The sequence below is a fragment of the Kitasatospora sp. NPDC057198 genome (assembly GCF_042670125.1).
GTDB lineage: Bacteria > Actinomycetota > Actinomycetes > Streptomycetales > Streptomycetaceae > Kitasatospora.
In genome coordinates, this window is the sequence record NZ_JBHUWH010000199.1 from 1 (window position 1) to 13,407 (window position 13,407).

Genomic DNA, 13,407 nt, shown 5'->3' on the forward strand with positions numbered 1-13,407 from the left:
CCGCGGGGCCCGTTCGCACCCGCCCCGAGGAGAGCACCGATGACCGCCGCCGAGCCCGCCGCCGCCCCGACCGACCAGGTCGCCGGGCAGGCCCCCGCCCCGGTCTTCCGGGCCGCCGAGGCCCGGGACGTGCCCGCCCTGGTGGCGCTGGTGGAGTCGGCCTACCGGGGCGAGTCCAGCCGGGCGGGCTGGACCACCGAGGCGCACCTGCTGGAGGGGCAGCGTACCGACGCGGCCGCGGTGGCCGAACTGCTGGAGCGCCCCGACTCGGTGGTGCTGCTGGTCGAGCGGGACGGCGCCCCCGCCGCCTGCTGCCACGTCGAGCGGCGCGGCGGCGCGGCGTACTTCGGGATGTTCTCGGTCTCCCCGGCGATCCAGGGCGGCGGCCTGGGGCGGCAGGTGCTGGCCCGGGCCGAGGAGTGGGCCCGGGCCGCGTGGGGCGCGACCACGATGGAGATGACGGTGATCGAGCAGCGCGCCGACCTGATCGCCTGGTACGAGCGGCGGGGTTTCGCCCGTACCGGCGGCTTCGAGCCCTTCCCCTACGGGGACGAGCGCTTCGGCGTGCCGCTCCGCCCCGACCTGCGCTTCGTCAAGCTGGCCAAGTCGCTTTCCCCGCAGGAGGGTTGACCGTACGTCACCAGGCGGACGGGGCGGGCGGGGCGACCACCGGCGGGCGGTCGTCGCAGGTGAGGGTGTTGGGCAGCTCCCAGGGGGCCAGCCAGTTGCCGGTGGTGCCGCTGCCGGAGTTGCCGCCCAGGTCGGTGACCGAGAACTCGGAGCCGGCCGGGGTGAAGTGGAAGGTGCCGCAGTTGTTGATGCCGACGGCGCCGACGTTGCGGGCGGTCACGTTCTGGAAACTGGCGGAGCCGGCGACGCGGGCGCTGAGCACCGAGGTGCCGGTGCCGTCGATCTTGACGTCCTTGAACGCCAGGTTCGACAGCCGGTACTGGTCCTTCACGCCCCACTCGGCGACCGCCATGATCGCGTTGTAGGTGGAGTCCAGGTAGTGGTCGCCGGTGACCGCGATGTCGGCGTCGACGTCCCGGTCGAGCACCTCGAACCAGATCGCGCCGAGGCCGATGTTCCAGTTCAGCTCGTAGGTGCCGGCCCGCACGGTGGTGTTGTCGGTGAAGTGCAGGTACCCGGCGAACGGCTCGGCGCCGAAGCGGGAGCCCGCGTGCAGGCCGGAGCCCTCGCGGACCGGGTCGGCGACCAGGTTGTTCGAGACGGTGGTGTCGGTGCCGCCGTACACCGCGATGGCGTTGGCCAGGGTCGGCGACTGCACGGTGTTGTGGTCGATGGTGATCCGGGCGTCCGGGGTCTTCTCCGACCAGAGCGCGATGCCGTCGTCCCCGGTGTTGCGCAGGAAGTTGTCCCGGATCACCGAGTCGGCCACGCCGGTGTGGAAGTTGATGCCGTCGGCGATCTGGTCGGCGATCTGGTTGCCGGTGATCTCGAGGTTCTTCATCGGGCCGTCCAGCCAGATGCCGACCTTGGTGTGGTGGATGTACAGGCCCTCGATGCTGGAGTCGCTGAACGCGCCGCCGACGCCGTTGACCTGGTCGGTGTCGATCCGCTCCCGGACGTCTCCCTCGATGGCGAACCCGGAGAGGTGGACGTCGTGGCTGCCGCCCTGCGCCGCGTCCTTGCCGTAGACGCCGACGCCGGTGTGCACGCTGCCGTCGGGGGCGGGGGCGGCCAGGGTCTGCTGGGTGCCCTTGAGCACGGTGTACCAGCTGCCCGCGCCGATCACGGTCACGTCGTCGACCACCAGGTGCCGGTTGACCTGGAAGACGCCCGGCGGCAGGTAGACCGGCAGGTGCACGGCCTTGGCCAGCTTGACCGCCCGGTCGATGGCGTCCGCCGAGTCGCGCCGCCCGGTCGGGTCGGCGCCCAGCGCCAGCACGTTGACGGCCCTCGGCTCGACGTGCGGGGCGGCGACCAGCTGCGAGTCCAGCAGGTCGATCGCCGCCCAGGACGCCTTCGACCCGGCTGGCAGCGCGATCCGGACCTTGTCGCCCGCCCGGTAGGTGCGGCCCAGCAGCATCCGCTGCTCGTCGTACATGTGCCCGGGGCGGAACGGGGTGGCCACGGTCGGCGCGGGGGTGGTCGCGGCGGGCACGCAGCCGCACTCGGTGATCCACCAGTCCGGGTGCAGCAGCCCGGCCTTCGGGTCGTTGGTGAACGGGTACTGGTTGTACAGCCACGAGTACTGGCTGGTGGCCGTCAGCCGGCGGTGGTCCCGGCCGTTGACGGTGACGTCCAGCGGCGCGGTGATCCCGCCGCCGTCCGCCGCGTCGGGGAGGCTGTAGCGGACGGTGATCGCGTTGGCGGCCGCGGGCAGCGTGAACTCCACGTACTGGCCGGGGGCCAGCTTCACCGCGCTGCGGCCGGACGCCTCCGCGGCCAGGGTGTACGCGGTGCGGTCGGCGGCGATCACGCTGCCGGTGGTGGCGGCCTGCTCGGCCTCCTGCTCCTGGAAGTCCACCCGGGCGCCGCGGCCGGCGGTCAGCGCCGGGTCGATCCCGGCCCGGGTCACCACGGCGCCGCCGCCGCCGGAGGAGGAAGGTGCGGCGTACGCGGCCGGGGCGCACAGCGCCACCCCGAGCCCCAGCACGGAGGCGACCACGGCCGCCCCGGCGCGGGCCGGGCGGGGCAGGACGGAACGGGGCGGCACGGAACGGGGCGGCACGGAACGGGAGGGGGACGCGGGGGCAGCGGGCATCGGGGACCGGCTCTCTGGAAGGCGTGGTGGAGGTGAGCCGACAGTAGGGGCGCACGCGGCACGTCCACAAGAGAGTTGCGCAGAAATTTCTACCTGATGTCAGATTCTTGCGACTGAAGGATCAATCGTTGCGGTGCGACCGGCCTGCCACTCCACGTACCGCCCGGACTCCCGGGTCAGGCCCATCAGGAACCACAGCAGCAGCGCCGTGTCGTCGCCCCAGCCCAGCAGCGGCAGGAAGTCCGGCACCGCGTCGAGGGGGCTCAGCAGGTACACCCCCACCGCCAGCGTCAGCGCCGCCAGCTTCCCCGGCCCCACTCCCGGGTACCGCCCCGCCAGCGCGTCCCGCAGCAGGCGCGGCAGCGCCCGCACCCGCGCCACCGCCCCCGGCGCGCCCGGCCGCCGGGTCTCCCGGTACAGCCCCCACGCCGAACGCGTCACCGCCAGCCCGTCCAGCCCCCGCACCCGGGCCGCCCTGCCCTTGCCACTACCCATTGGGTCCTCCCGGGACGAACGCCTCGACTCCTTCCACGGTACGGGACCGCGCCCGGTCCCCCGGGGCCCGTGCCGGGCGGCGGCCCACCCGGGCGGCGGCCCACCCGTGCGGACCCGGGACACGCCGCCCGGCGCGCCCCGGGCGTGCGCGCCGCCGGGGTCCGGCCGATGCTGGCCGCATGACGAGCAACAGCACCACCGAAGAGCCGCTGATCCGGGTCGCCGAGTTCCGCACCGACAGCCGCTACCGCCTGGTCCACTTCCGGGACGCGGGCTGGAAGCCGCTCGCCCCCGAGGAGTTCGAACCCGAGCTGCACCACCACTACCCCGACCTCGACCCGCACGACCCCGTCCGGGTCCACTGGGACGACCGCCCGTGGGAGTGGCCCGCCTGGCACCCCGGCGAAGCCTGACCCGGCGCGCCCCGGCGGGCGGGTGCGGGGGTGGGCGGGGCTCAGCGGGTCGCCGCCAGCAGCGCCAGCACCTCCTCGGTGGTACCGGTCTCGCCCAGCCGCGGGAAGATCCGCCGCACGCTGTTGAGGTGCGCCTCCGCGTCCAGGTCGGTCATCGCGTCGACCGCCAGCGTCACGTGGTAGCCGTGCTCGTGCGCGGCCCGGGCGGTGGACTCCACACCCATGCTGGTGGCCACGCCGGTCAGCACGATCTGCGTCACGCCCCGGCGGCGCAGCTGCACGTCCAGGTCGGTGCCGTGGAAGGCGCCCCAGTTGTGCTTGGTCACCACCAGGTCGGACGGGTCCAGCAGCTCCTCGGAGAGCCGGTCCCAGCCCTCGGGGCGGGGCGCGCCGGAACCGCCCCGGTTCTGCTCGGTGCGGCCGGGCGGCACGTCCCCGCCGTCCGCGGCGAAGGACACCCGCACCAGCACCACCGGCAGCTTCGCGGCGCGGAACGCCCCGGCCAGCGCGATGCTGCGCTCCAGCACCTCCCGGGTGGGGTGCGGGGCGGTGGGGGCGGCCAGGATGCCCTGCTGGAGGTCGATGACGACCAGGGCGGTGTTCGGGTCGAGCGCGGTGACGGACACGGCGGGCCTTTCGTCGGGCGGTTGCGCGGACGGCCCGGGGCCCGGACTGTCCAGTTCCACTGCGCAGGTTACCTGTACAGTTCGGACGGTCCGGGCCCCGGGCCCACCGCGCGCGGGCTCAGCCCGCCAGCTGCGCCTCGATCGCGGCCACCAGCTCCGCCGACTCCGGCTCGGTCCGCGGCCGGAACCGCCCGACCACCTCGCCGTCCGCCGACACCAGGAACTTCTCGAAGTTCCACTGCACGTCCCCGGCCTCACCGGTCGCGTCCGCGACCTCGGTCAGCCGCGCGTACACCGGGTGCCGCCCCGCCCCGTTCACGTCGATCTTCTCGAACAGCGGGAAGGACACCCCGTACGTGGTCGAGCAGAACTCCTGGATCTCCTCCGCCGAGCCCGGCTCCTGCCCCATGAACTGGTTGCACGGGAACCCGAGCACCGTGAACCCGCGCTCCCCGTACTTCTCCTGCAGCCGCTCCAGGCCCGCGTACTGCGGCGTCAGCCCGCACTTCGACGCCACGTTCACCAGCAGCAGCACCTTCCCCCGGTGCTCGCCCAGCGAGGACGGCTCGCCCGCCAGCGTCCGGATCGGGAGCTCGAACAGCGCATCCGCCATGACCTGCACCTGCCTTCTCTGCGACGACATGCCAACGCCCCCGAACCTACCCCGCCGGGCGCCGCCGCGGCCGGTGCACCGACCGGTACGCCCGCCAGTACGCCGGTATGCCGACCGGTGCACCGACCGGTACGCCGACCGGTGCGCCCGCCGGGGTACGCCCGCCGGTACGTCTAGAGCATGGCCAGGCCGGCGAAGCCGACGGCGGCCCACAGCAGCAGGAGCAGGGCCCACGGCGAGGTGCTGCTGAGCAGGGCCAGCAGCGGGACGCTCTCCCAGAGCGAGAACCAGGCGAGGAGGAACACCGTCTCCAGCACCCCGGCCCGCTTCAGCACCGCCACCGTGAGCACGATCCCAGAGGTCACCACCAGCAGGGCCAGGACGCGCTCCCGGGTGAAGGGCGACCTGACCCGGTGCGAGTGGCCGGCGTGTTCGAGCCGGGCCACCTCGCCCTTCCAGACCTTGACGTCCACGCTGTCGCCGACCCGGACCGAGCCGAAGAGCGTGCCGTCGACGTCGTAGCCCTTCCGGGTCGTCCCCCGGGAGACCGTCAGCGTCCAGGTGTCCCTGTTGTCGGAGGAGGCGGCGGGGGAGTGCCTCTTGTCCGCGACCAGGCCGGTCTCCGTCACGATGCAGTCGCTCTCCCGGGCCGCCTCGGCCGTGACCCCGGCGGCGCACGGCGGGGCGGTCAGGTCGCCGATCGCGTCGCTGCGCAGGCCGAGGCCCCAGGCCAGCCCGCCCAGCACGACCGCCAGTCCGCACGAGACGATCACCGCGCGGGCCCACCCGCTCCAGAGCGACGACCGGCCCGAACGCCACGGACCGCGCCGGCGCCGCGCCCGCGCCGGCACGCTCCTGACCGGCCGGGGGCGCCAGGGCGGCCGGGGCGCCTGCCCGGACACCTGCCGGGGCCAGGGCCGGGGCGGCGGCGCGGCGGCCACCGCTGCTCCCGCGGGCGCCGGACGCACCGCGGCGGGCACGGCCACCGGGACGGGCGCGTCCCGCTCGGCCCGCTCGTCTCGCTCGGCCCGCTCGTTCCGTTCAGTCTGCGCGACCCGCTCGACCCGCTCGACCCGCTCGTCCCGTTCGGCCTGCTCGACCGCCCCGGCGGCGCGCGGCCGCGGTACGTCCGGCGCCTCCGTCGTCATGCTCAACTGCCTGCGCAGCACCCGCAGTTCACGGGCGATCCGGTCCGCCTCCTGCCGGACGCCGGCCAGTTCCGACTCCAGCGACCGGGTGTACCGGGAGGCGTGCACGAGCTGCTGGCGCTGGCGGTCGACCTGCGCGCGCAGCCGGTCCAGCTCCTCGTCGGCCCGCCGCTGCTCCCGGGCCGCCGCGTCCTCGGTCGCCGCCCGCGCCCGGTCCGCCGCCGCCCGCGCGGCCTCGGCCTCGGCGGAGCCGGCGCGTTCGCGGGACAGCGCACCGCGGAGCTCCCGGATCTCGCGGGCCTGGGCGTGGTTGAGCTCCAGCAGCGCCGGCACCTCGGCCGGGTCGTTCGCGGCGGCGGCCTCGGCGATCGCCCGGAGCTCGGGCAGGCGGTGCCTGGTGTAGGCGTACGGGCCGCAGTCGTGGGCGTCGAGGACGGCGAAGTAGTCCCGCAGCACGTCCTCGGGGACGATCCAGTGGCCGCCGAGGTAGGCGCGGGCCGAGTCGGCGGAGAGCGCGAGGGCGTCGGCGAGCCGTTCGGGGCCGAGCCCGCGGCGCTCGGCGCGGGCGAGGAGGTCCGCCATGGCCGCGCGGTACTCGGAGAGGGCCCGGGTGGCCGCCTCCCGGGCGGCGTTCCTGGTGAACGGGAAGGCGGCGGAGGAGCCGGTGTTCGACTGGGTCGGCCGGGGCAGGTTGCGTCCGGCGAGCCGGAGCCTCAGATGGGGGAACAGGGCGCCGAGGCTGAGCAGTTCGGGGCCGCCGAGGACGCCCTCCTCGACCAGTTCGACCAGGTGCCGGGTGAAGGACGTCGGGGTGCCGGCCTGCTCGGCCAGCGGTACGACGTCCGCCGGGCCCTCGGCCGCCGCCAGGACGTACGTGCCCTCGATGTCGAGGTGGGCCTCGCTCAGCGCCCCGCCGCCCGGCCCGGCCAGGGTCCGGGTGGCGCGCCCGGCGTGGCAGCAGTCGAGGACGACGATCCGGACGCGGGCGGGGCAGCCGAGCAGGTTGTCCCGGACCTTCTCGTACGTCAGGCTGCTGACGTCGGGGTCCGTCGGGTTGGTGTCGGTGAACGTCAGGCACAGCTGCGCGTTCGGCTGGAGCAGGCCGTGCCCCGCGTAGTACAGCAGCAGGACCCCGTCGGTGCTCTCGAACAGCCGGCGGAGCCTCGGGGCCAGCGCACTGATGTTCTCCGGGTCCCGGAAGACCGTCACCTCCTCCTCCGACCACCCGCAGAGCTTCGGGTCGAGCAGGATCCGCCGCATCCGGTCGAGGCTGTTGGCCACGGCGGGCAGCCGGGAGAACCCCTCGTCCCGGTAGCTGGTGGTGCCGATCAGGATCGCCCGGGAGGTCAGGCCGGCGGGCAGGCCGGGCAGCCTAGGCACGCTCCCCGCCCCCTCCTGTACCCGTGTCTCCGCCCCCGCCCCCGCCCCCGTCGAGCGTCCTGCGCAGGACCTCCTCCACCTGCCCGGGGTCGAGGTTGCTCACCTCCACCGTGGTCGTGTCGTCCCCGCCGGAGCGCGTCACGGTCACCCGCACGTGCGAGCGCCTGGTCCGCAGCCACACCGTCAGCGACCGGGCCAGCACCCCCGCGACGCCGGTCGTGCCGACGGCCACCTGCAGGAGGTCGACGGCGCCGCCGAGCTCGCCCTCGACGGGCGGCGACGCGACCGCCCTGACCAGGCCCCGCAGCCGGTCCTCGCCGCGCAGCCACTCCCACAGTGCGGCCGTCTCGCCGATCGCGTCGTCACCGGACAACCGGATCTGAATGCCAGTCAACTCATCCTGCTTTCCTGCCTGTTGTCAGCCATTGCGCATCATGGCAGGAACGCGTCCGGTCCGCAGCGGAACGGCGGGAAGCCGGACGGCGGCGGTGCGCGGCGCCGGGCGGGACGGGGCCGTACGGGGCCGTACGGGGCCGGACGGGTGAGCGGCGGCCGACTTCGCCGCCGCGGGTGCGCCGTCCGGCCCGTTCCGCCCGGCGGAGCGGGATAGTCGTGAGCCGGGCCGCTCCGGCGCCGCCCGACCGTCCGGCTCCGCCACCCGCTCCGCCGCAAGGGAACGCAACGATGACCGACACCGGCACGTCCTACCGCGACCTCAGCGCCCTGGTGATCAACTGCACGCTCAAGCGCTCTCCGGAGCGCAGCCACACCCAGGGCCTGATCGACATCAGCACCGGAATCCTCGAACGCCAGGGCGTGCGGACCGAGGTGCTGCGCGCGGTCGACCTCGACCTCGCCACCGGCGTATGGCCGGACATGACCGAGCACGGCTGGGAGAGCGACGAGTGGCCGGTCGTCTACTCGAAGGTGATGGCCGCCGACATCCTCACCCTGGCCGGCCCGGTCTGGCTGGGCGACAACTCCTCCGTGATGAAGCGCGTCATCGAGCGGCTGTACTCCTGCTCGTCCGTCCTCAACGAGCACGGCCAGTACGCCTACTACGGGCGGGTCGGCGGCTGCCTGATCACCGGGAACGAGGACGGTGCCAAGCACTGCGCGATGAACGTGCTGTACAGCCTCCAGCACCTGGGGTACGTCATCCCGCCGCAGGCCGACGCGGGCTGGGTGGGGCCGGCTGGGCCGGGGCCCTCCTACCTGGACGAGGGGTCGGGCGGGCCGGAGAACGACTTCACCAACCGGAACACCACGTTCATGACGTGGAACCAGCTGCACCTGGCCCGGATGCTGAAGGACGCGGGCGGCATCCCGGTGCACGGCAACCAGCGCTCCGAGTGGGACGCGGGCTGCCGCTTCGACTTCGAGAACCCCGAACACCGGTAGGGCCGCCCGCCGGAGCCGGCGGTCGCGGTGGGCAGGACGGACGCCCGCTGCCGTGGTCGGGGAGCGGGCGTTCGGGGGTGGTGGCCGGTTCAGGCGGTGGAAGCCAGGGCGGCCCGGGCGGGGGCGGAGGTGTTGACGTGGTGGGTGCCGGGGCCGAGGGGGCGGGGTGGGTGGCCGGGGAGGTCGAGGACGGCCGCGCAGCCCGCCGGGACGGTCAGTTCGGCGTTCAGGCCCCGGTCGGTGAGCTGCCAGGAGATGGCGGCGGTGCCGTGGGGGGTGTCGTGGCTGGCCCTGGCCCAGGTGAGGCCGCCGCCGGGGCGGGGGGCGAAGCGGATGGTGCGGTAGCCGGGTTCGGCGGGGGCGAGACCGGCGACGGTGCGGTGGAGCCAGTCGGCGACCGCGCCGAGGGCGTAGTGGTTGAAGGAGGTCATGCCGCCCGGGTTGAGGGTGCCGTCGGGGCGCAGGCTGTCCCAGCGTTCCCAGATCGTGGTGGCGCCCTGGGTGACGGGGTAGAGCCAGGACGGACACTCGGTCTGCAGCAGCAGCCGGTAGGCGTCCTCCAGGTGTCCGGCGTCGGTGAGGGCGTCGCAGATCAGCGGGGTGCCGACGAAGCCGGTGGCGATCTTGTGGCCGCCTTCGCGGACCAGTTCGGCCAGGCGGTCACCGGCCCGGCGGCGGGCGGCGGGGTCGCTGACGAGGTTGAAGCGCAGGGCGACGGCGTACGCGGTGGGGCTGTCGGAGGTGAGCAGGCCGTCCGGGGTGCCCCAGCGCTGCCGGAACGCGGAGGCGACCTGGTCGGCCAGCAGGCCGTAGCGGTGGGCGTCGGCGTGCTCGCCGATCACCCGGGCGGTGAGGGCCAGGTGCCGGGCGGAGTGGGCGAAGTAGGCGGTGGCGATCAGGTACGGGTCCGTGCGGCCCGCGCCGGGGTCCTCGGGCGGGGCGGCCGGGTCGAGCCAGTCGCCGAGCTGGAAGCCGCTGTCCCAGAGCCTGGTGGGCCCGGCGAGGCGGTCGACCAGGTCGACCCAGCGGCGTCCGGCGGTGTAGTGGCGGCGCAGCAGTTCGGGGTCGTCGAAGCGCTGGTGCAGCAGCCAGGGGGTGAGGGTGGCGGCGTCGCCCCAGACGGCGCCTGGCTGGATGGGTGTCCAGGCGGGCTCGCCGGGGATGACCGGCACGTACCAGGGGACGGTGCCGTCGGGCAGCTGCTCGATGCCGAGGTCGGTGAGCCAGGAGTCGAGCATGCCCGCGCAGTCGTAGAGGAAGGCCGCGGTGGGGGCGAAGACCTGGAGGTCGCCGGTCCAGCCGAGGCGCTCGTCGCGGGCGGGGCAGTCGGTGGGGATGTCGACGAAGTTGCCGCGCATGCTCCACACCACGTTCTCGTGGAGGCGGTTGACCATCGGGTCGCTGCACTCGAACCATCCGGTGCGGCGCAGGTCGGTGTGGTGGACACGGGCGGTGACGTCGGCGGGGGCGAGGTCGCCGGGCCAGCCGGTGATCTCGGCGTAGCGGAAGCCGTGCAGGGTGAAGCGGGGCTCCCAGGTCTGCGGGCCGCCGGCCAGGATCAGGGTGTCGACGGAGCGGGCCTCGCGCAGCGGGCGGACGGCGAGTTCGCCGCCGTCCAGGACCTCGGCGTGCCGCAGGACGACCTCGGTGCCGGCCGGGCCGTCGACGGTGATCCGCAGGCGGCCGACCAGGTTCTGGCCGAAGTCGAGCAGGTGGCGGCCGTCGGGGCGGCGGGTCACCGAGACGGGGGCGACCTCGGCGGTGCAGCGCACCGGCGGGCCCTGCGGGGCGACCAGGGTGCGCGGGTCGCGGGTGTGGACGGCGACCGGGGTCCAGCCGTCGGTGGTGGCCCGCGGGGTGGACCAGAGCGGGTCGTCGAGGCGGGAGTCGTGGGTCTCGCCCTCGTACAGGCCGCTGAACAGGATCGGGCTGGGGGCGGCCGTCCAGTGGGGGCCGGTGGCGACGGTGGTGCGGGTGCCGTCGGGGTGGGTGACCTCCAGTTGGGCGATCAGCGACTGGTCGGTGCCGTAGATGTTGCGGGTGCCGCCGTCGAAGCCGTACCTGCCGCGGTACCAGCCGTCGCCGAGCCAGGCGCCGAGGGCGTTGTCGCCGGGCACGAGGTGGGCGGTGACGTCGTGGGTGCGGTAGCGCAGGCGTTCGGGGTAGACCGTCCAGCCGGGGGCGAGGGCCTCGTCGCCGATGCGGCGGCCGTTGATCTCGGCCTCGTACAGGCCGTGCGCGGTGACGTACAGGCGGGCGCGCTCCACGGGCTTGTCGAGGTGGAAGCCGGTGCGGACCCGGGCGGGGCGGCGTTCGGCGTCGGGGTCCTCGGGCCAGGCGGCGCCGACCGGGACGGCGGTCCAGTCGGCGGGGGAGAGCAGTCCGGCTTCGACGGCGGCGGGCGCGCTCCAGGCGGAGGGGCCTTCGCCGTCGGCCCAGACGCGGACGCGGACGGTGGCGCGTTCGCGGGAGGCGAGCGGCGCGGCGGGCCAGGGCACCAGGCGGTGGTCGGCGCCGGGCAGCGGTCCGGTGGCGGTGCGGCGGCCGTCGCGTTCGACCTCGACCTCGTAGGCGTCCTGGGCGCGGGTGCCCGCAGGCAGGGTCCAGGACAGGCGGGGCGCGGCGACGCCGGTTCCGAGGCCGTCCGGCAGGTGTTCGAACGTCACCGGGGCAGGCGGGAGAAGCATGGGGACCTTCCGGAGTGTGGGCGATGCGGGGCGGCGGGGTGAGGGGGCGTCAGCCCTTGACCGCGCCTCCGGTGAGGCCCTTCATGACCTTCTGGTTGAGGAAGAGGTAGATCGCCAGCGTGCCGAAGACATTGAGGCAGATCGCGGCGAACAGCGGGCCGTACTGGGTGGCGCCGAAGTCGCCGGTGAAGTTCAGCAGGCCGACCTGGACGGTGCGCAGGTCCTGGCTGTTGGTGAAGGTCAGGGCGACCAGCAGGTCGTTCCAGATGAAGAAGAACTGCACCAGGCCGACGGTGAGGATCGCGTTGCGCACCATGGGCAGGCTGATCGTCCAGAACATGCGCAGGATCCCGGCGCCGTCGATGGTGGCGGCCTCGAAGAGCTCGCGGGGCACGCTCTTGTAGTAGGTGGCCATCATGAAGACGGTCAGCGGCAGGCCGGTGCCGGTGTAGGTGAGGATCAGCGGCCACAGCGTGCCGGACAGGCCGGTGCGGAAGTAGACGGTGAACAGCGGCAGCAGGATCATCTGCGAGGGCACCATGACGCCGGCCAGGAAGACCAGCAGGGTCAGGCTCCGACCCTTCCACACCATGATCTGCAGTGCGAAGCCCGCGGCCGCGCCCATCAGCAGGACCAGCGCCAGCGAGGGGACGACGGCCAGCAGGCTGTTGCGCAGGTACAGGCCGATGTGGCCGGTGGTCCACGCCTCGGCGTAGTTGCCCCACTCCCAGTGGGTGGGCAGGCTCCAGGTGGAGTGGTTGAGGTAGTCGTTGTTGGACTTCACCGAGGTGAGGAACATCCACAGCAGCGGGTAGACCTCGACGACCACGAGGAGGGCGATCAGGACCTTGGCCCACAGGCCGCGCAGCGGACGGCGGCGCCGCGGGGCGGCCTTGCGGACGGCGTGGGCGGGTGCGGTGCGCAGCGGCGTGTCGACGGACATGGCGGCTCAGCCCTTCGTGAGATCGCGCCGCGAGACGCGGAAGACGACCAGCGTCACCAGCAAACACAGCACCGTCAGCAGGACCGCGATGGTGCTGCCGTAGCCGTACTCGCCGTAGGTGAAGGACGTCTGGAACATGGAGAGGGTCAGGGGGGTGGTGCCGCTGCCGGGGCCGCCGTTGGTGAGCGCGACGATCGAGTCGAACACCTTGAGGGTGCCGTTGATGCTGAAGATCGCCGAGGACATCAGGACCGGGAAGGACAGCGGCAGCACGATGTGGCGGATCAGCCGCAGGCCGGAGGCGCCGTCGAGGCGGGCCGATTCGAGGACCTCGTCGGGGATGTCCACCAGGCCGGCGAACAGCAGCACCGCGTAGAAGCCCATCGAGCGCCAGACGTCCATCAGGATCAGGACCCAGAACGAGCTCCCGGCGCTGCCGAACCAGTCGACGGAGTGCAGGCCGACCAGCTCCAGCAGGGAGTTGACCGGGCCGGTCTGCGGGGCGACCTGGAAGAGCTTCTGGAACAGCAGGCCGACCGCGACGGTCGGCAGCACCACGGGGAAGAACACCAGGGTGCGCACCAGCGCGGATGCCTTCTTCAGGTAGAAGGTGTACAGCAGGGCCAGCGCGTACCCGGCCGCGACCTGGCCGACGGTGACGACGGCCGCGTACTTGACGGTGAACCAGAGGGCGTCGTGGACGGCCGGGTCGTCGGCGAGGCGCTGGAAGTTGGCGAATCCGGCCCAGCTGAACCCCGTGATGCTGTTGCCCTTGGTGAAGGAGTACCCCAGCGACCAGCCGATGGGGACGAGCATGACGAGGGTGTACACCAGCAGGGCGGGGCCCAACAGGATCGCGACCGCCCTGCGGTCACCGAGTACGCGGTGCATTGGACGTGTCCTTCGTTGTCGTGGAGGGAGCGGTTGCGGCACGCGGCCGGGCGGATCGCGGGGGCGGGGCGTGCGCACGCCC

12 protein-coding genes are annotated in these 13,407 nt (G+C 73.8%); 3 read left to right on the forward strand and 9 right to left on the reverse strand.

All coding sequences use genetic code 11. The annotated features are described in order from the left end of the window. The first annotated feature begins 39 nt into the window (after positions 1-39). Entirely contained in the window at positions 40-630 is a 591-nt protein-coding gene (locus ACFUEL_RS21950; protein ID WP_380238204.1) for a GNAT family N-acetyltransferase, read from the forward strand. A 7-nt stretch (positions 631-637) separates the two neighbouring features. Here the strand turns inward: ACFUEL_RS21950 and ACFUEL_RS21955 are convergent, their stop codons facing one another. Both ACFUEL_RS21955 and ACFUEL_RS21960 read right to left on the reverse strand, forming a co-directional pair. After that, positions 638-2,728 (reverse strand): glycosyl hydrolase family 28-related protein, encoded by a 2,091-nt coding sequence (locus tag ACFUEL_RS21955; protein ID WP_380238205.1) that lies wholly within the window; start codon positions 2,726-2,728, stop codon positions 638-640. Positions 2,729-2,827: 99 nt separating this feature from the next. After that, positions 2,828-3,223, reverse strand: a complete 396-nt coding sequence (locus tag ACFUEL_RS21960) for a YkvA family protein (protein WP_380238206.1) — start codon at positions 3,221-3,223, stop codon at positions 2,828-2,830. 179 nt (positions 3,224-3,402) lie between these two features. Here ACFUEL_RS21960 and ACFUEL_RS21965 point away from each other — a divergent pair, with 179 nt between their 5' ends. Then, the gene (locus ACFUEL_RS21965; protein WP_380238207.1) at positions 3,403-3,636 is read left to right on the forward strand and encodes a hypothetical protein; all 234 of its coding nucleotides are present in this window, start codon (positions 3,403-3,405) and stop codon (positions 3,634-3,636) included. A 41-nt stretch (positions 3,637-3,677) separates the two neighbouring features. Here ACFUEL_RS21965 and ACFUEL_RS21970 read toward each other — a convergent pair whose 3' ends face one another. The 4 genes from ACFUEL_RS21970 to ACFUEL_RS21985 all read right to left on the reverse strand — a co-directional run bounded on the left by ACFUEL_RS21970 (position 3,678) and on the right by ACFUEL_RS21985 (position 7,797). After that, entirely contained in the window at positions 3,678-4,262 is a 585-nt protein-coding gene (locus ACFUEL_RS21970; RefSeq protein WP_380238208.1) for an isochorismatase family protein, read from the reverse strand. A gap of 118 nt (positions 4,263-4,380) precedes the next feature. Next, positions 4,381-4,875: a glutathione peroxidase gene (locus ACFUEL_RS21975; RefSeq protein WP_380238209.1), complete on the reverse strand. Its 495-nt coding sequence runs from the start codon at positions 4,873-4,875 to the stop codon at positions 4,381-4,383. A gap of 173 nt (positions 4,876-5,048) precedes the next feature. Further along, positions 5,049-7,403 (reverse strand): caspase family protein, encoded by a 2,355-nt coding sequence (locus ACFUEL_RS21980; protein ID WP_380238210.1) that lies wholly within the window; start codon positions 7,401-7,403, stop codon positions 5,049-5,051. Next, positions 7,396-7,797 (reverse strand): hypothetical protein, encoded by a 402-nt coding sequence (locus ACFUEL_RS21985; RefSeq protein ID WP_380238211.1) that lies wholly within the window; start codon positions 7,795-7,797, stop codon positions 7,396-7,398. Before ACFUEL_RS21985 ends, ACFUEL_RS21980 begins: the two co-directional genes overlap by 8 nt. 290 nt (positions 7,798-8,087) lie before the next feature. Here ACFUEL_RS21985 and ACFUEL_RS21990 point away from each other — a divergent pair, with 290 nt between their 5' ends. Next, positions 8,088-8,804: a flavodoxin family protein gene (locus ACFUEL_RS21990; RefSeq protein WP_380238212.1), complete on the forward strand. Its 717-nt coding sequence runs from the start codon at positions 8,088-8,090 to the stop codon at positions 8,802-8,804. Between the two features lie 89 nt (positions 8,805-8,893). On the opposite strand, the gene ACFUEL_RS21995 is transcribed toward ACFUEL_RS21990, so the two are convergent. From ACFUEL_RS21995 to ACFUEL_RS22005, 3 genes are all read right to left on the reverse strand, one after another. Next, positions 8,894-11,470 (reverse strand): family 78 glycoside hydrolase catalytic domain, encoded by a 2,577-nt coding sequence (locus ACFUEL_RS21995; RefSeq protein ID WP_380238213.1) that lies wholly within the window; start codon positions 11,468-11,470, stop codon positions 8,894-8,896. Positions 11,471-11,540: 70 nt separating this feature from the next. Then, a complete protein-coding gene (locus tag ACFUEL_RS22000; RefSeq protein WP_380238214.1) occupies positions 11,541-12,434 on the reverse strand; it encodes a carbohydrate ABC transporter permease in 894 nt (297 codons plus the stop codon). Positions 12,435-12,440: 6 nt separating this feature from the next. Further along, positions 12,441-13,325, reverse strand: coding sequence for a carbohydrate ABC transporter permease (locus tag ACFUEL_RS22005; RefSeq protein WP_033253200.1), 885 nt, complete (start codon positions 13,323-13,325; stop codon positions 12,441-12,443). Positions 13,326-13,407: the final 82 nt, after the last annotated feature.